At 66.4% G+C, this 16,506-nt stretch carries 17 protein-coding genes; 13 read left to right on the top strand and 4 right to left on the bottom strand.

Going from position 1 to position 16,506, the window contains the following annotated elements; all coding sequences use genetic code 11:
* Nucleotides 1–128 precede the first annotated feature (128 nt).
* The gene (locus VARPA_RS23230; protein WP_013543025.1) at nt 129–1,442 is read right to left on the bottom strand and encodes an aspartate aminotransferase family protein; all 1,314 of its coding nucleotides are present in this window, start codon (nt 1,440–1,442) and stop codon (nt 129–131) included.
* A 96-nt stretch (nt 1,443–1,538) separates the two neighbouring features.
* Between VARPA_RS23230 and VARPA_RS23235 the strand changes: the two genes are divergently transcribed.
* Nucleotides 1,539–2,408 (top strand): LysR family transcriptional regulator, encoded by an 870-nt coding sequence (locus VARPA_RS23235; RefSeq protein WP_013543026.1) that lies wholly within the window; start codon nt 1,539–1,541, stop codon nt 2,406–2,408.
* A 39-nt stretch (nt 2,409–2,447) separates the two neighbouring features.
* Here the strand turns inward: VARPA_RS23235 and VARPA_RS23240 are convergent, their stop codons facing one another.
* Both VARPA_RS23240 and ppk2 read right to left on the bottom strand, forming a co-directional pair.
* Nucleotides 2,448–3,491: an alpha/beta hydrolase family esterase gene (locus tag VARPA_RS23240; RefSeq protein WP_013543027.1), complete on the bottom strand. Its 1,044-nt coding sequence runs from the start codon at nt 3,489–3,491 to the stop codon at nt 2,448–2,450.
* A 52-nt stretch (nt 3,492–3,543) separates the two neighbouring features.
* Nucleotides 3,544–4,467, bottom strand: coding sequence for a polyphosphate kinase 2 (gene ppk2 / locus VARPA_RS23245; RefSeq protein ID WP_013543028.1), 924 nt, complete (start codon nt 4,465–4,467; stop codon nt 3,544–3,546).
* Nucleotides 4,468–4,622: 155 nt separating this feature from the next.
* On the opposite strand from ppk2, the gene VARPA_RS23250 reads away from it, so the two are divergent.
* From VARPA_RS23250 to VARPA_RS23285, 8 genes are all read left to right on the top strand, one after another.
* The gene (locus VARPA_RS23250; RefSeq protein ID WP_041943017.1) at nt 4,623–6,257 is read left to right on the top strand and encodes an inorganic phosphate transporter; all 1,635 of its coding nucleotides are present in this window, start codon (nt 4,623–4,625) and stop codon (nt 6,255–6,257) included.
* 9 nt (nt 6,258–6,266) lie between these two features.
* Nucleotides 6,267–7,316, top strand: coding sequence for a transporter (locus VARPA_RS23255; protein ID WP_013543030.1), 1,050 nt, complete (start codon nt 6,267–6,269; stop codon nt 7,314–7,316).
* Nucleotides 7,317–7,413: 97 nt separating this feature from the next.
* The gene (locus tag VARPA_RS23260) at nt 7,414–8,271 is read left to right on the top strand and encodes a 3',5'-nucleoside bisphosphate phosphatase (RefSeq protein WP_013543031.1); all 858 of its coding nucleotides are present in this window, start codon (nt 7,414–7,416) and stop codon (nt 8,269–8,271) included.
* Nucleotides 8,268–9,245: a DMT family transporter gene (locus VARPA_RS23265; protein ID WP_013543032.1), complete on the top strand. Its 978-nt coding sequence runs from the start codon at nt 8,268–8,270 to the stop codon at nt 9,243–9,245. The genes VARPA_RS23260 and VARPA_RS23265 overlap by 4 nt, the downstream gene beginning before the upstream one ends.
* Nucleotides 9,246–9,260: 15 nt before the next feature.
* On the top strand, nt 9,261–9,896 hold the full coding sequence (locus tag VARPA_RS23270; RefSeq protein WP_013543033.1) for an L-threonylcarbamoyladenylate synthase: 636 nt from the start codon (nt 9,261–9,263) through the stop codon (nt 9,894–9,896).
* A gap of 46 nt (nt 9,897–9,942) precedes the next feature.
* Nucleotides 9,943–10,617 (top strand): site-2 protease family protein, encoded by a 675-nt coding sequence (locus VARPA_RS23275; RefSeq protein ID WP_013543034.1) that lies wholly within the window; start codon nt 9,943–9,945, stop codon nt 10,615–10,617.
* A 12-nt stretch (nt 10,618–10,629) separates the two neighbouring features.
* The gene (locus tag VARPA_RS23280; protein WP_013543035.1) at nt 10,630–11,961 is read left to right on the top strand and encodes a tryptophan--tRNA ligase; all 1,332 of its coding nucleotides are present in this window, start codon (nt 10,630–10,632) and stop codon (nt 11,959–11,961) included.
* A gap of 73 nt (nt 11,962–12,034) precedes the next feature.
* The gene (locus tag VARPA_RS23285) at nt 12,035–12,631 is read left to right on the top strand and encodes a LuxR C-terminal-related transcriptional regulator (protein ID WP_013543036.1); all 597 of its coding nucleotides are present in this window, start codon (nt 12,035–12,037) and stop codon (nt 12,629–12,631) included.
* A gap of 144 nt (nt 12,632–12,775) precedes the next feature.
* Here VARPA_RS23285 and shkS read toward each other — a convergent pair whose 3' ends face one another.
* Nucleotides 12,776–14,191 (bottom strand): surface-behavior sensor histidine kinase ShkS, encoded by a 1,416-nt coding sequence (gene shkS, locus VARPA_RS23290; RefSeq protein WP_013543037.1) that lies wholly within the window; start codon nt 14,189–14,191, stop codon nt 12,776–12,778.
* Between the two features lie 177 nt (nt 14,192–14,368).
* Here shkS and VARPA_RS23295 point away from each other — a divergent pair, with 177 nt between their 5' ends.
* From VARPA_RS23295 to VARPA_RS23310, 4 genes are all read left to right on the top strand, one after another.
* A complete protein-coding gene (locus VARPA_RS23295) occupies nt 14,369–14,770 on the top strand; it encodes a VOC family protein (protein ID WP_013543038.1) in 402 nt (133 codons plus the stop codon).
* Nucleotides 14,764–15,165: a phage holin family protein gene (locus VARPA_RS23300; RefSeq protein WP_013543039.1), complete on the top strand. Its 402-nt coding sequence runs from the start codon at nt 14,764–14,766 to the stop codon at nt 15,163–15,165. Before VARPA_RS23295 ends, VARPA_RS23300 begins: the two co-directional genes overlap by 7 nt.
* Nucleotides 15,166–15,349: 184 nt before the next feature.
* Nucleotides 15,350–16,195 carry a response regulator transcription factor gene (locus VARPA_RS23305; RefSeq protein ID WP_013543040.1) on the top strand — a complete coding sequence of 282 codons (846 nt, stop codon included), beginning with the start codon at nt 15,350–15,352 and terminating at the stop codon, nt 16,193–16,195.
* A gap of 10 nt (nt 16,196–16,205) precedes the next feature.
* A complete protein-coding gene (locus VARPA_RS23310; RefSeq protein WP_013543041.1) occupies nt 16,206–16,493 on the top strand; it encodes a hypothetical protein in 288 nt (95 codons plus the stop codon).
* Nucleotides 16,494–16,506 lie beyond the last annotated feature (13 nt).

The raw sequence follows: 16,506 nt of genomic DNA on the forward strand, positions 1-16,506 counted from the left end.
CGAACCGCTCGCGCAGCGGTCGCCTTGGGGGAAAGCCATCCTAGCCGGAGGCAGTGGCGACGGTCCCCGCAACGGTGGAGCCAGGTCGAGGATGTACCGACGCAGGCAGATAAATCTCTATCCGTCCGCTACGCCCCCCGCACGGCCGTCGCGATCGCCTTGTCGAGCAGCTCCAGGCCCAGGTCGATCTCGCTGTCGCTGATCGTCAGCGGCGGTGCGATGCGGAACACGCCGCCCATCGACGGCAGCTTCACGATGTTCATGCTCAGCCCGAGCTTCATGCATTCGCGCGTGACGGCCTCGCCGAGCTCGAAGGCCGGCTCGCGGGTCTCGCGGCTGGCGACGACTTCCAACCCGAGCAGCAGGCCGCGGCCGCGCACGTCGCCGATGCATTCATGGCGCGACTGCAGCGTCTGCAATCCCTTTTGCAGGCGCTCGCCGGCGACGCGCGCGCGTTCGACCAGCCCGTCGCGCTCCACGACCTCCAGCACCTTCAGGCCGACTGCCGCCGGCAGCGGGTCGGAGACGTGCGTCGTATAGAACAGGAAGCCGCGCGCATGGGCCTCCTCCTCGATCGCGGCGGTCGTCACCATCGCCGCGAGCGGCAGGCCTGCGCCCAGCGTCTTGGAGAGCGTGAGGATGTCGGGGGCGACGCCGTCGCGCTCGCACGCGAACATCAGCCCGGTGCGGCCGACGCCGGTCTGCGCCTCGTCGAGGATCAAGAGCATGCCGCGCTCCTCGCACTTCTTCTTGAGCGCCGCCATGTAGCCCGGCGGCAGTTCGAGGATGCCGCCGCTGCTGAGGATGGGCTCGGCGATGAAGGCGGCGAGAGCGCCGGTGGACTGGCGGTCGACCTGCTCGAAGCCGTCGTCGAGTTCGCGGCGCCAATCGAGCGCGCCCTCCACGGTCGTGAAGCGCGGGCGGTAGGCGTTCGGCGCCGGGATGGCGAACGAGCCTGCTGCCGCCGGACCGTAGCCCTTGCGGCCGGCGCTGTAGGTGGCCGCGGCCGCGCTGCCGGTCATGCCATGCCATGACTGCGTGAAGGCCACCACCTCGTGCCGGCCCGTGACGAGCTTGGCCATGCGCAGCGCCGCTTCGTTCGACTCCGCGCCGGTGCTCAGGAGCAGGCAGCGCTCCAGCCCGGGCGGCGCGTGCCGCGCGATTTCGGCGGCGAGCGCCACCACCGGCCGCGACAGCATGCCGCTGAAGAGGTGGTCCAGCGAGCGGATCTGCTCGGTGACCACCGCCACGATGTCGGGGTGCGAGTGGCCCAGCAAAGCACTCATCTGACCGGAGGTGAAATCGAGGATGCCGCGGCCATCGGCGTCGTAGACGAAACAACCCTCGGCGCGCTCGATGATCAGTGGCTCGAAGCTGCCGCCGTAGCGCACCAGATGCTGCTTCGCCTGTTGCCAGAACCTGGGGTCGTCGTTGCTGCTCATATGGATGCGTGCCGATCAAAATGACGCACATTACGCAGCGGCGCACCCGCCGGGAAGCGAATTGTTTTGACATCAGCTATCAGGAGAATTCATGCCGTGAGCCAGTCGCTGGACATCGACCTTCTGCGCAGCTTCGTCGCCATCGCCGAGACGGGCGTGCTGGGCCAGGCGGCGCTGCGCGTCGGGCGCACGCAGTCGGCGCTCAGCATGCAGATGCAGCGGCTCGAAGGCATCGTCGAGCAGCCGCTGCTGCACCGCACCGGCCGTGGCGTCACGCTCACCGCGACCGGCGAGCGGCTCCTCGTTCGCGCGGTCGAACTGCTGCGCAAGCACGACGAAGCGCTGGCCGAACTGCGCGGCGAGCAACTGTCCGGCGTGCTGCGCTTCAGTTGCCCCGACGACTATGCCGTCGTCTTCCTGCCGTACCTGCTGCAGAGCTTTGCGAGCCTGCATCCGCGCGTGCAACTGGAAGTGATGTGCGCGCCGACCCCGCGGCTGCACGAGCTGCTGGCGCGGCATGCGGTCGACCTTGCACTGGTGTCCGTGGCGGCGTCCGTGGCAGGTGATGCCGCCGGCGACGACGTGATCCGCCGCGAGCCGCTGGTGTGGGTGGCGCACCGCGACGGCGCCGCCGCGTCGCTCGACCCGCTGCCGCTGGCGCTGGGCGCACCGGATGCACTGGACCACCGGCTGCCGCGGCAGGCGCTGGAAGCCGCGGGCCGCGCCTACCGCCTCGCCTATGCGAGCAGCAGCCTCTCGGGCCTGGTCGGCATGGCGCGATCGGGACAGGCCGTCATCGTGCTGACGCGCACGGCCGTGCCGGACGACCTGCAGATCCTCACGGCGGAACAGGGATTCCCCGAACTGCCGAGCGTCGGGGTCACGCTGGCGTTCGACCGCGAGGCGCCCACGGCGTTGACGGCGGCGTTCGCGGCGCATGTCAGGAAGTTTCTTCCGGCGGCTTGAAGGTGACGCCGGAGGTCGTGGCCGGCACGGCGATGCATCTCAGGTCTTGAGCGCGTGCTTGAACTGCGTCATCGCAAACGCCCAGGTCATGCGCGTGGCATCGGGCCCGGCCGCATCGCTGAACAGCAGCTTCGACGCGCCGCCGCTCCACGCATGCCCGAGCCCCGCGATCTCGCACAGCGAGACCACCGTGCGGCCCTTGCGCTTGAAGTCGGTCACGCGCATCGGGCGGCGCTTGCCGCGCTGCACGTCGCGCGGCAAACCGGGCCGCGCACCCATCGCCGTAGCCCAGACGGCGGCGCTGTTGACGGCGTTGCTGGGCACGACCACGGCATCGGCATCGCCATGCAGCACGAGCATCGGCGGCAGGGTCGCGAACACGGCCGCCGCGCCCATCGCCTTGCCGACCGCGGTAACAGGCATCGGCGGCACGTTCTGCCCGCGCATCGCGCCGAGCGCGGTGGCCGACGACTTCGCGGCGCCGGGCGCCACGCCCGAGTGCATGACGACGGCGCGAAAGCGCTGCGGGTAGCGCGTGGCCAGCAGCGCCGCCATGCTGGCGCCGGCCGAGAGGCCAGCCAATGCGACGCGCTCGCGGTCCACCGGATAGAGCATGCAGGCCTGGTCGACCGCGGCCATCAAGGTCGCGGCCTCGGCGTCTGCCTTGCCGGAGCGGCGCTCGTACCAGTTCCAGCAGCCTTGGGGATGCGCGAGCCGGTCCTGCTCAGGGTAGAGCACCAGGAAGCGCTGGCGCACCGCCAGCGCGTTCATGCGCGTGCTGGCCGCGAAGTCGCGTCCGCTCTGCCCGCAGCCATGCAGCATGACCATGAGCGGCAGCTTCTCGCCGGGCTTGAGCAGCAGGCCCGCGGGGCGGAACAGGTGATAGCCGCGCGCCCCACCCGCACCGATCGCCATGCCGCTGAGCCAGTCGCCCTTGCCGGGCGGCGGCTTCAGGCGCTTGGCGGTCGCGCGCTGCACCTGGCCCGCCACGCGCTTGCTGTTGCCGAGCGTGATCTTGGTGAGCGCCTTCAGGTTGCGCTCGTAGGCGCGGGCGAAGACGGAAGCGGTGGAACGACGGGCCATGGCGCAGTGTGCAGGCAAAGCGCCGGGCGGCCAAACGGCCGCGAAGCCCTCCTCAATAGATTTCCGGAACGATCATGTTGGCGGGCACAGGCTGACGCAGGTAGTCGTCGTGCCGCACGCGCTCGGGCAGTTCGACCGGCGGATGCGCCACTTCCTGATACGGCAGTTGTCCCAGCAGATGGCTGATGCAATTCAGCCGCGCCTTCTTCTTGTCGACCGCCTGCACCACCCACCACGGCGCCTCGGGAATGTGGGTGCGCTCCAGCATGATTTCCTTCGCCTTGGTGTATTCCTCCCAGCGGCGGCGGCTCTCCAGGTCCATGGGGCTCAGCTTCCATTGCTTGAGCGGATCGTGGATGCGGCCGAGAAAGCGCATGTGCTGCTCGTCGTCGGTGATGGAGAACCAGTACTTGATGAGCTTGATGCCCGAGCGCACGAGCATCTTCTCGAACTCGGGCACGGTGCGAAAGAACTCCTCGTACTCGTCGTCGCTGCAGAAACCCATCACGCGCTCGACGCCGGCGCGGTTGTACCAGCTGCGATCGAACAGCACCATCTCGCCGGCCGCCGGCAGGTGCGCGGCATAGCGCTGGAAGTACCACTGCGTGCGTTCGCGGTCGTTCGGTGCGGGCAGCGCGGCCACGCGGGCCACGCGCGGATTCAACCGCTGCGTGATGCGCTTGATGACGCCGCCCTTGCCCGCCGCATCGCGGCCTTCGAACAGGATGACGACCTTCTGCTTGCTGTGCTGCACCCAGTCCTGCAGCTTGACGAGTTCGCCCTGCAGGCGGAAGAGCTCCCTGAAATAAGCCTGGCGGGCCGCCTTGTCGGTGGGGGTGTTGACGCTGGCGGCGTCGAGCCCGTCGATGTTGCGGTCTTCGATCTCCAGCTCGAGCTCTTCGTCGTAGCTGTCGATCAGGTCGCGGGCGATGCGTTGCATCAGGTCTTCGTGGTCTGGAAGGGCGCTCGTCAGCATGATGAGGAAGGAAGAAGTGGGAGAAGAAAAAAGCATGCTGCACGCCCCATATGACTGCGGCGTGACGGTTTGGCGGCGGGTTTTCGTAGGCCGACACGCCGTTGTCATATGCCGCGAACACCATGGGCAGCCACTCCAACAGCAAAAAAACGCCCATGAACACGCTCGCCGCCCCGACCACGGAGATGCCGGCCGCGCCCGCCGAGGCGCACCGGCCCAAGCTCGACGCCAAGCCCGGTCCGATCACGCTGATCACCTTCGTGGGCCTCCTGGCCGCGGGCCTGCTCTTCACGGCGTGGAGCCTGGTGGGCGACGTCACGGCCTCGGGCGCGCCCATGACGACCTGGGTGCCCTATATCTTGCTGGGCGTGGCGCTCCTGATCGCGCTGGGCTTCGAGTTCGTCAACGGCTTCCACGACACGGCCAATGCGGTGGCCACGGTGATCTATACGCACTCGCTGCCGCCCAACTTCGCGGTGGTGTGGTCGGGCTTCTTCAATTTCCTGGGCGTGCTGGTGTCCAGCGGCGCGGTGGCCTTCGGCATCATCGCGCTGCTGCCGGTGGAGCTGATCTTGCAGGTGGGCTCGGGCGCAGGCTTCGCGATGGTGTTCGCACTGCTGATCGCCGCGATCATCTGGAACCTGGGCACCTGGTGGCTCGGGCTGCCGGCGTCGTCGTCGCACACGCTGATCGGCTCGATCATCGGCGTGGGCATTGCCAACGCGCTCATGCATGGGCGCGACGGCACCAGCGGCGTCGACTGGGCGCAGGCGACCAAGGTGGGCTATTCGCTGCTGCTCTCGCCGATGGTGGGCTTCGGCTGCGCGGCGCTGCTGCTGCTCGCGCTGCGCGCCTTCGTGAAGAACCGCGCGCTGTATGAAGAGCCCAAGGGCAGCGCGCCGCCGCCGTGGTGGATTCGCGGCCTGTTGATCCTGACCTGCACCGGCGTGTCGTTCGCGCACGGCTCCAACGACGGGCAGAAGGGCATGGGCCTGATCATGCTGATCCTGGTCGGCACGGTGCCGATGGCCTACGCGCTGAACCGCACGATGCCCGCCAACGAAACGGTGAAGTTCGTCGCCGTGGCCGAGATGACGCAGAACGCGCTCAACCGCAGCGTGCCGACCTCGCTGCCCGCGCTGGCGCCGGCAGAGGCGCGCGATGCGCTCTCCACTTACGTTCGCACCCGCGAGTTCAACGACAAGGTCGTGCCCGCGCTGGCCGCGACCGCCGGCAGCATCGGCGAGCAGGTGCGCAAGCACGGTTCCCTTGCGGCGGTGCCGGCCGAAGCCGTCGCCAACGTGCGCAACGACATGTACCTGGCCTCCGAAGCCATTCGCCACCTCGACAAGAGCGGCGCCGCGAAGTTCGACGACGAGACCAGGCTGCGCGTCGGCGCGTTTCGCCAGGAGCTGGACGATGCGACGCGCTTCATTCCGCTGTGGGTCAAGATTGCCGTGGCCATCGCGCTTGGCCTGGGCACGATGATCGGCTGGAAGCGCATCGTGGTCACCGTGGGCGAGAAGATCGGCAAGACGCACCTGAGCTACGCGCAGGGCGCATCGGCCGAGGTGGTGGCGATGCTCACCATCGGCGCGGCCGACATGTACGGCCTGCCGGTATCCACCACGCACGTGCTCTCTTCCGGCGTGGCCGGCACCATGACGGCCAGCGGCTCGGGCCTGCAGATGTCCACGCTGCGCAACCTCGCGCTCGCCTGGGTTCTGACGCTGCCCGTGGCCATGCTGCTGTCGGGCTCGCTCTACTGGCTCTTCACCCGTCTTTTCTGATCACGCACCTTGTCGTCGGCATTTCATGATCTCGCCGCCCAGTCGTATGGGGGCGACGAAGCCGGGCTGATCTGCGGCTACCTTTTCGACGCTGCGGCGCCGGAGCCTGCGCGGTCGATCGATTCGGCGCAGGCGGCGGCGTGGCTTGGCGCGCAGCCCGAAGACACCGTTGTCGATGACGGCAATCGTGCGTATGTGTGGCTGCATTTCAACCTGAGCCATGCGCAGGCCGAACGCTGGCTGGTGCGGCACGCGAATCTCTCCGACACCTTCTACGAAACGCTGCACGAAGGCCTGCCCTCCACGCGCATCGAACGTGCGGACGATTCGCTGATCGCGGTCATCAACGACGTGCACTTCGAGTTCAGCTTCGAGCCCTCGGACATCTCCACGCTGTGGATCAGCGTGGGCCCGCGCCTCGTGGTCACGGCGCGCACCAAGCCCCTGCGCTCGGTCGATGCGCTGCGCACCGCGGTGAAGGCGGGCGACGCGCCTCGCTCCAGCACCGAGCTGCTCGAACACCTGCTGCGTGCGCAGGCCGATGTGCTGGTGAAGATCGTGCGCGGCGTCACTTCGCGCATCGACCGCATCGAAGACGAGTTGCTCGCCGGCCGCCTCGATCACAAGCGTGCGCGGCTCGGCGTGCTGCGGCGGTTGCTGGTGCGGCTGCAGCGCCTGCTGGCGCCGGAGCCGGCCGCCCTCTTTCGTCTGCTGCAGGGCCCGCCCACCTGGATGGCCGAGCCCGATGTGCAGGAACTGCGCGGATCGACCGAGGAGTTCTCGGTGGTGCTGCGCGACATGCAGGCGCTGCAGGAGCGCATCAAGTTGCTGCAGGAAGAAATAGCAGCCAACGTCAACGAGGACAACAACCGCAGCCTCTTCGTGCTGACGGTGGTGACGGTGCTGGCGCTGCCGATCAACATCCTCGCGGGCCTGTTCGGCATGAACGTGGGCGGCATTCCGCTCGCGGAGCACAAGCACGGCTTCTGGATCGTGGTGGCAATCGTTGCGAGCTTTACCGCGGTGGCGGCGTGGGCAGCATTCCGCAAGAAGCGCTGAGCCGCGTGCGGCGGCGCGTTAATGCTATTTATTTAGTAGCGTCTTAGGCAGCATCCATGCGCCCGCATCGGTGATCCAGACCCCCTAGAATGGCGGGGTGTCCTCCATTCTCAATGCCGATCTTCACTGCCATTCCGTGGTCTCCGACGGCACATTGACGCCTGAAGCGCTGGCTGCACGCGCAGCCGCCAACGGGGTCGAGCTGTGGGCCCTCACCGACCACGACGAGGTTGGCGGCCAGCACCGCGCAGCCGCTGCGGCGCGCGAAAACGGCATGCGCTATCTCACCGGCACCGAGATCTCGGTGACCTTCGCGAACGAAACCGTGCACATCGTCGGACTGGGTTTCGACCCCGACGACGCCGCGATGACGCAGGGCCTCTACGACACGCGCGGCGGCCGTGGCAAGCGGGCGCAAGAAATGTCGGAGGGTCTGGCCAAGGTCGGCATCCACGGCGCTTATGAAGGCGCGCTCAGGTTCGTCGGCAATCCCGAACTCATTTCACGCACGCACTTCGCGCGCTTCCTCGTCGAGCAAGGCCACTGCCGCGACACGCCCGAGGTATTCCGCAAGTTCCTCACCGAAGGCAAGCCCGGCTACGTGCCGCACCGCTGGGCCTCGCTGAAGGACGCGGTGCACTGGATCACCGCCGCGAAGGGCATGGCCGTGATCGCGCATCCGGGCCGCTACAAGTTCACGGCCAACGAGGAGTACGCGCTGTTCCTCGAATTCAAGGCGCATGGCGGCCGGGCGATCGAGGTCGTCACCGGCAGCCACACCCCGGCCGAATATGTCGAGTACGCCGACAAGGCGCTCGAGTTCGATTTCGCCGCATCCCGCGGCAGCGATTTCCACAGCCCCGACGAGAGCCACTGCGATCTCGGCAAGCTGCCACCGTTGCCTGGCGCCCTCACGCCGGTGTGGGAACTGCTCGGCCACCGCATCCAGCAGTGAGCCAGAGCCCAGGGCCCGGCATCGACAGCGCGGCCGGCGCTGCACTCGCGAATGCACGCGCCGCGCAGCAGACGAGCCGCAGCAAGGAATCCGAACGCATCCTCGCGGGCATCGGCCTGGTGCTCGTCGCGGTAGCCTGCTTCGCCACCCTCGACACGGCCACCAAGGCGTCGACTGCCGGCGTGCCGATCTTGATGGGCGTGTGGTTTCGCTATGCCTTCCAGGCCGTCGCCACCACCGCGGTGCTGCTGCCGCTGCATGGCACGGCGCTGCTGCGCACCCGGCATCCGCGCTACCAGTTGCTGCGCGGCGCGCTGCTGCTGGTGTCGAGCACGCTGGCTTTCCTGAGCCTGCGCTACATGCCGCTGGCCGAGTTCACCTCGATCGTGCTGATCGCGCCGCTGGTCATCACGCTGCTCGCGGCGACCACGCTCAAGGAATATGTCTCGCCGCTGCGCTGGGCGTTGGTGGCGGGCGGCTTCATCGGCACGCTGGTGATCCTCAGGCCCGGCGGCGAAGCCTTCAGCTGGGCGATCCTGCTGCCGATTGGATTGGTGCTGACCAACGCCTGGTTCCAGGTGCTCACCAGCAAGCTCGCGCAGACCGAGAACCCGCTCACGATGCATTTCTATACCGGCTGGGTCGGCGCGCTCATTGCGTCGCTCGCGCTGCCCTTCGTGTGGACCGCCCTGCCCTCATGGGAATGGTGGGCGCTGCTGTGCCTCATGGGATTCATGGGCACAGTGGGTCATTTCATATTGATCCTCGCCTACCAGCGCGCGCCCGCCTCCACGCTCACGCCGTATTTGTATGCACAGATCGCCTTTGCCATGCTGGGCGGCTGGCTTGTTTTTTCGCAAGTGCCCGACCGTTATTCGCTCATCGGCATCTCGATGATCGCGGTCTGCGGCGCCGCCGGTGCGTGGCTCACGGTGCGCGAGCGCCGCGTGCCCATCGAACCGGCGGAATCCTGATCAGGAGATAGTTTCATGGCCCAGTACTTCGAAGTCCATCCCGAGAACCCGCAGCAGCGGCTGCTCAAGCAAGCGGTGACGCTGCTCGCGCGCGGCGAGATCGTGGCAGTGCCCACCGACTCCAGCTACGCGCTGGCTTGCCACCTCGACGACAAGGACGCGGTCGACCAACTGCGCCGCATCCGACAGGTCGACGAGAAGCACCACCTGACGCTCTTGTGCCGCGACCTCAGCGAACTGGCCAATTACGCGCGCGTCGACAACAAGCAATACCGTTTGCTGAAGGCGGCGACGCCCGGCCCCTACACCTTCCTGCTCGAAGCCACGAAGGAAGTGCCGCGCCGCGTGAGCCATCCGCAGCGCAAGACCATCGGCCTGCGCGTGCCCGACCACAAGGTGCTGCTGGAACTGCTCGCGCTGCACGGCGCGCCGCTCTTGGCCACCACGCTGATCGCGCCCGGAGAGACCGAGGCGTTGAACGACGCACAGACCATTCGCGAGCGCTTCGAAAAGCAGATCGGCGCAGTCATCGATGCCGGCGCCTGCCCTTCGCAGCCGACCACCGTGGTTGACCTCACGCCCATGGGCACGGGCGACGATCCGGTCGTGGTGCGGCAGGGACGCGGAGCGCTTGCAGTGCTCGGTCTCTGAAAGAAGTTGGAACCGATAACTAATGCACGTCTGACACAATCGCCCAGTGGATATTTCCAATCTCATACAGACCGTTCTCATCTACGCACTGCCCGTGATCTTCGCGATTACCGTGCACGAAGCGGCCCATGGCTATGTAGCCCGCCACTTCGGAGACAACACCGCCGAGGTGATGGGCCGGGTCACCCTCAATCCCATGAAGCACATCGACCCCATCGGGACCATCCTGATGCCGTTGATGCTGTACTTCGCGACCTCGGGCGCCTTCCTCTTCGGCTATGCCAAGCCGGTGCCTGTGAACTTCGGGCGGCTGCGTCATCCCAAGCGCGACATGATCTGGGTGGCGCTCGCGGGCCCGGTCTCGAACTTCATCCAGGCCATCCTCTGGGCATTGCTGTTCGTGGTGTTGGTTGCGGCCGGTTTCGACAATGAAAACTTTTTCATCCAGATGGCGCGTGGCGGCATCCTGGTCAACCTCGTGATGTGGGCCTTCAACCTGTTTCCGCTGCCTCCGCTCGATGGCGGCCGCGTGCTGGCAGGGCTGCTGCCCAGCGGCCCCGCGCAGAATTTCCTCGCGCGCATCGAGCCTTATGGCTTCTTCATCGTGATGGCCCTGGTCATTGCGGGCGTCGTCAGCACTTTCTGGCTGCGCCCCTTGATGGACGCCGGTTACTTCGTCATCAATCTCATCATCACGCCGCTCAAGGCATTGCTGCTCTAAGTCTGTCGTTCCATGGCCTTGTCTTCTTCCGCTCCGCTGCGCGTCCTGACCGGGATCACCCCGTCGGGCACGCCCCACCTTGGCAACTACGTCGGCTCGATCCGCCACTCGGTGCGGCAGAGCGTCGCGCCCGGTGTCGAGAGCTTCTTCTTCCTGGCTGACTACCACGCGCTCATCAAGGTACAAGACCCGGCCGTGATCCAGCGCTCCACGCTCGAGATCGCAGCAAGCTGGCTCGCGTGCGGGCTCGACCCGGAGCGCGTGACCTTCTACCGCCAGTCGGACATCGCCGCGATTCCCGAGCTCACCTGGTTCCTCACCTGCGTCACCGGCAAGGGCGTGCTCAACCGCGCACATGCCTACAAGGCGCAGCTCGACAAGAACATCGCCAAGGGCGAGGACCCCGACGCCGATGTGACCGCCGGCCTCTTCATGTACCCGGTGCTGATGGGCGCGGACATCCTGATGTTCAACGCCCACAAGGTCCCCGTGGGCCGCGACCAGGTGCAGCACATCGAGATGGCGCGCGACATGGCGCAGCGCTTCAACCACCAGTACGGAGAGCACTTCACGCTGCCCGAAGCCGAGATCGACGATGCCGTCGCCACCCTGCCCGGCCTTGACGGCCGCAAGATGAGCAAGAGCTACGGCAACACGATCCCGCTGTTCGCGTCGCGCGCGTACCTGCAAAAGCAGATCGCCAGCATCGTGACCGACTCGCGCGCGCCCGGCGAGCCCAAGGAAACCGAGGGCTCGGCGCTCTTCCAGATCTACCAGGCCTTTGCCGATGCCGACGAGACCGAGATGCTTCGCAAGGCCTATGCCGACGGCATCGGTTGGGGCGACGCCAAGCAACTGCTGTTCGAGCGGATCGAAGTCGAAGTCGCACCGCTGCGAAAGCGCTACGAAGCGCTGATGAGCGACCCGGCGGAGATCGAGCGCATCCTGCTCATCGGCGCCGAGAAGGCCAGCGCGCTGTCGCAGCCCTTCATGACGCGCCTGCGCCACGCGGTGGGCCTGCGCAACCTCGCGGCGGGCCGCGACAAGGGCAACGCCAAGGCTGCCAAGGTCGCGAAGCCCAGCTTCAAGCAGTACCGCGAACGCGCCGACGGGCTCTTCTATTTCAAGCTGCTCGATGCGCGCGGCGAAACCCTGCTGCAGAGCCGTGGATTTGCTTCGCCGCAGGAAGCCGGCCGTACCATCGCGCTCCTGCAAACCGAGCGCGGTGCGGCACTGGCGACGCTGGCCGAGCAGCTCGAGCCCATCGACACAGAACAATCACGCGCCGTGAACGAGGCGCTGGAGGCATTGGCGGAAGCAACGACCACCACAGATGGAAGTTGAACCGGCAAGGGCCCATCGGCTTATCCGCCGGTGAGCGAAGAGAGAAGACGGTGCGATCACAAAGGAAGAAAACATGAGCATTTATGTCATCGATGACCACCCCCTGATGCGCGACGCGATCGTGATGGTGTTGCGACGCCTGCGACCCGCCGAGAACATCGTCGAGCTCGAGCGGCTCGACAAGCTCGCGAGTTCGGTGCAGCAGCGTGGCGCGCCCACCCTCTTCTGCCTGGACCTGAAGCTTCCGGACACGAATGGCGTCTCGGGCGTGATCGCGGTCAAGCAGGTCTATCCCAACGTGCCGATCGCCGTGTATTCGGCGGCACCGGCCGCGGACATGGAAGACGCCTGCATCGAAGCGGGCGCCGACACCTACATCGAGAAGTCCGCCAGCTCCAATGAATTGGCGGCCGCCCTGCGCGGCCTGCTGATGGCGGGCTCCGAAGAGGCCGACGAGCCGCCGCTCGCGAGCAGCAAGCTCTCCAAGCGCCAGACGCAGCTGATCGCCATGCTCGACAAGGGCATGAGCAATCGCGACATCGCGACCGACCTGGAGATCAGCGAACACACGGTGAAGGTTCACCTGTGGCGCCTGTTCCGCCGGCTCGGTGTGAAGAGCCGCACGCAAGCGCTGCACTACGCCCGCACCAACGGTCTTCTGTCGGGCTGAAAAGGCTCGCCCCCAGGCTGCGCGCACTTCGTGTCGCTACGCCAACCCCCTACCGGGGGCGACACCTGCGGCCCGGCAAAGCCGGTTCCGCGGTGTCTCTCGAAGAAAACCGCGTCTTTGTGCGCGGTTTTTTGATTGCACTTCTCAACCCCCGGAGGCGCTCACGCGCGCCTGTGCCACCGCCTCGTCGGCGTCGTGCAGCGCCACGCGGAACACGCTGCCGCTGCCCAGCCGCGAGCGCACGCTGATCGGGTGCCCCAGCACGTGCGAGAGCCGCGCGACGATGGCCAGGCCGAGGCCGAAGCCGTCGGACGTGCCGGCATGGTCGGCCACCTTGTAGAACTCCAGGAAGACGTCGCGCAGGTGCTCGGGCGCAATGCCGATGCCGGTGTCCCACACCTCCACACGCATGCCGTCGCGCGTCTGCCGCGCGGCCAGCAGCACACCGCCTTCGGTCGTGTACTTGATGGCGTTGGCCAGCAGGTTGCCGATCATGCGGCGCACGCGGATCGGGTCGGTAAGGAAGGAGCCCTCGGTCACGTGCACGCGGAAATCGAGGCCGCGGCTCTCGGCCACCGGGCGGTACTGCAACTCCAGGTCATGCAGCAGCTCGGGCACGTCGACACGCTCGATGTGCAGCCGCACCTGGCCCGAGTCGATGCGCGCCAGGTCGAACATCGAATCGAAAAGCGCATTCACCGCATGCGTGGCGCGCACGATCTTCGGCGCGAGCTCGAGCACCAATTCGGGCTCGTTGCGCAGCCAATCCGCGTACAGCGAAAGTGCCAGCACCGGTTGGCGCATGTCGTGCGCGGCGCTGGCCAGGAAGCGGTTCTTCATCGCCACCGCCGACACCGCTGCCTGCCGCTGCTGCGTGAGCGACTTGATCAGGATGTGGTTGTGGAACAGGAGCTCCAGGCTGTTGCGCGCCGTCTCATGAATGTGGCGCCCCGCGCGCAGCAGCAGGAACCAGTGCAGCATCGGCAGGATCGGCATCAGGTAGCCGTAATGGAACTGCGGCGCGTGCAGATTGACGCTCACAAGCCGGATCACCACCGCCCCCAGCATCGTGATGAAGAGCGTGTTGACGTAGCGCTTGAGCAGCGGCGGATGCAGCGCGAGCCCGTTGAGCGGAAAAGTGGCCACCCCGGCCACGATCAGCCAGCTCATGAACTGGTTCACCTGCGGCGTGCGCTCGAAGAACAGCAGGATCGACGACCCCCACACCACCGCGGTCGTGCTCCAGATGAAGCCGTAGCGCTCGGTGAATTGTTGCTGCGCCGCGGAGCTCCGGCCGGCGTAGCGCACCGTGTAGACATGCGAGCCCCAGGCCCGGCAAATCGTGGCGATGACGCCGGCCATCAGCCACGTGAGCAGCTCCCAGCGCGGCACGTCGACCCAGCTCAGCCCGACCATGGCCGGGATGAGCGCAACAGAAACGATGTAGGAGCTGCGCGAGGAGCGCATCAAGCTGCGGATCAGCTCGCCACGCACCCACGATTCGGCCTCGTCGGCCGAGGCCGGTGCCGGTGTCAAGCTTGCGATCGACGGATTGGCCATATGGCACAGGCCCCTTGTTCTTATCCGGCAATTGAAAATGGGCCCCTGCAAGGGCTCCGAGAGATGGCGATATTAACGGTCTGCCATCCAATGTTTCCCAAGGTAACCCGCAGAAGGTCTGCTCGTGATAATCCGCAGAGATCCGCGGATTCGCCGAACAAGAAGGAACCCAACCGCATGCTGTCCCATGTTTTCGTCGGCGTGACCGACTTCGAGCGCGCCTTCGGTTTCTACACAGCGCTCATGGGCGAACTGCGCCTGAAGCTGCGCTTTCGCGACGACACGAAGCCATGGGCCGGCTGGCAAAGCCCCGATGCACCGCGCCCCTTGTTCCTGGTCGGTGCGCCTTTCGATGGCCAGGAGGCCACGCACGGCAACGGCCAGATGGTGGCGCTGCTGGCCGCCGACCGCGCCACCGTGGAGCGCGCCCACGCCGCAGCGCTGGCCCACGGCGGCAGCTGCGAAGGCCCGCCCGGACTCAGGCCGCACTACCACCCGGACTACTATGGCGCGTACTTCCGCGATCCGGACGGACACAAACTCTGCGTCTGCTGCCACACACCACCGATCACATGCTGAACAACATCACTCCCTTCCTCGTCCACTGGGCCATCACGGCCGTCTCGCTCTGGGTAGCCAGCCTTCTCTTTCGCGGGCTCAAGTTCGACGGCACCGGCGCGCTGGTGATCTCGGCCCTGCTGCTCGGACTGGCCAACGCGGTCGTGAAGCCGCTGCTGATCGTGCTCACGCTGCCGCTGACGCTGGTGACCTTCGGCCTCTTCCTGCTGGTCATCAATGCGTTGATGATCCTGCTGGTGGCCGCACTGGTGAAGGGCTTCAAGGTCTCCGGTTTCTGGACCGCGCTCTTCGCGAGCATCTTCATCTCGCTCCTGAGCATCGTCATCGGCTCGTTCGTCACCAGCGACGATCCGGCCGAGAAGGTGCAGATGCCACAGAGCGGCAACTGGCTCTGAGTTCCGCAAGCTCTTCTCCTGGGGTTTTGATGGAACTGTGTTCCATACAGCCGTCAACGTCGATCAAATCACGGCTGTTTGGCGCCATTTCCCTCTTTTAAGCTCGCAAGCATTGCCGCAGGGGGCCGCTTCGTCCAAGATGAGACGCGCCTTCGCAAGGGAGCGCGTGAAGCAAAGGGACGGAATGCGCATAGCAACACTCGACAACGAGCGGGATCAGTTGCGACTGGTCACCCACACCGCAACGGGCCTCGGCCATGAATGCCACGAATACATGGACGGCGCTTTGCTCCTGCAGGCCGTGGAGGCGCAGCGGTTCGAGCTGCTCATCCTTCACTGGCGCCTGCCCGGCATCGACAGCCCGGCCCTGGTGAAAGCGCTGCGGCGGGCTGCCGGCAACCGTCTTCCAATTCTCTTCACGACGCACAGGGCCGATGCCGCGGACATGGCGATGAGCCTGCATGCCGGTGCCGACGATTTCATGATCTCGCCCATCTCCGGCGCGGAGCTCGAAGCACGCATCTGCGGGCTGCAGCGCCGGTCGGAACCCGCGCTGCACGAGCCCCAACTGGCCTTCGGGCCCTATCAATTCCTTCCGGCATGGCGCACGGTCAAGCTCAACGGGGTGCGGGTCGAGCTGAGAAGCCGCGAGTACGACCTGGCGCTGTTTCTTTTCCAGAACACCGGCCGCCTCCTGTCACGTGAACAGTTGTATCAAGCGATCTGGGGCGCCGATTTCAGGGCGCTTTCGCGATCGCTGGACACGCACCTGTCGCGTGTGAGGGCCAAGCTCGACCTTCGCCCGGCAAATGGCTTTCTGCTGGCGGCCCTGCGCGGATTCGGCTATCGGCTCGAGACGGTTTCTGCGCAGGAGGACGTACAGGCGGGCCCTGCTCCTATATTGCAGGAAAGGCCCATGAAGGCGAATTCAGCCACCACGAAAAGCTACACATTCGTACACGCCCCAGAGAGGGAAATGGGTTGCGGCGCACTTGTGAGGCGTGCTACCCTCGACCTCAAAGACATTTGAGAGGACTTCCATGAAGATGATCAAGCTCGCAGCCGCCCTTGCCTCCCTGGCAATTTCGTCGGCATTTGCCCAGACACCGGCACCCGCCACCAACACGACGCCGGCGCCCGCACCCGCTGGTGCAGCCGGCGCAACCGCCGCAACGACCGGCGGCCTGACCCCCGGCCAATGGGGCGCTGTTGCAGGTAGCACCGCTTTGCTGGTGGCAGTCGCCAGCAGCAACGGCGGCAACGGTGGTGGTGGCTTCGTCATCATCCCCGGCACCGGTACTGGCACAGGCACCACCGGCACGCGTTAAATGCTGCGTGCCC

This window comes from Variovorax paradoxus EPS (assembly GCF_000184745.1).
GTDB classification, from domain to species: domain Bacteria; phylum Pseudomonadota; class Gammaproteobacteria; order Burkholderiales; family Burkholderiaceae_C; genus Variovorax; species Variovorax paradoxus_C.

Coding starts and splice junctions, on each gene's coding strand:
- VARPA_RS23230 (WP_013543025.1), bottom strand. CDS start 1,442: ATGAGCAGCAACGACGACCCCAGGTTCTGGCAACAGGCGAAGCAGCAT.
- VARPA_RS23240 (WP_013543027.1), bottom strand. CDS start 3,491: ATGGCCCGTCGTTCCACCGCTTCCGTCTTCGCCCGCGCCTACGAGCGC.
- ppk2 (WP_013543028.1), bottom strand. CDS start 4,467: ATGCTGACGAGCGCCCTTCCAGACCACGAAGACCTGATGCAACGCATC.
- VARPA_RS23250 (WP_041943017.1), top strand. CDS start 4,623: ATGAACACGCTCGCCGCCCCGACCACGGAGATGCCGGCCGCGCCCGCC.
- VARPA_RS23270 (WP_013543033.1), top strand. CDS start 9,261: ATGGCCCAGTACTTCGAAGTCCATCCCGAGAACCCGCAGCAGCGGCTG.
- VARPA_RS23280 (WP_013543035.1), top strand. CDS start 10,630: ATGGCCTTGTCTTCTTCCGCTCCGCTGCGCGTCCTGACCGGGATCACC.
- VARPA_RS23285 (WP_013543036.1), top strand. CDS start 12,035: ATGAGCATTTATGTCATCGATGACCACCCCCTGATGCGCGACGCGATC.
- shkS (WP_013543037.1), bottom strand. CDS start 14,191: ATGGCCAATCCGTCGATCGCAAGCTTGACACCGGCACCGGCCTCGGCC.
- VARPA_RS23295 (WP_013543038.1), top strand. CDS start 14,369: ATGCTGTCCCATGTTTTCGTCGGCGTGACCGACTTCGAGCGCGCCTTC.
- VARPA_RS23300 (WP_013543039.1), top strand. CDS start 14,764: ATGCTGAACAACATCACTCCCTTCCTCGTCCACTGGGCCATCACGGCC.
- VARPA_RS23305 (WP_013543040.1), top strand. CDS start 15,350: ATGCGCATAGCAACACTCGACAACGAGCGGGATCAGTTGCGACTGGTC.
- VARPA_RS23310 (WP_013543041.1), top strand. CDS start 16,206: ATGAAGATGATCAAGCTCGCAGCCGCCCTTGCCTCCCTGGCAATTTCG.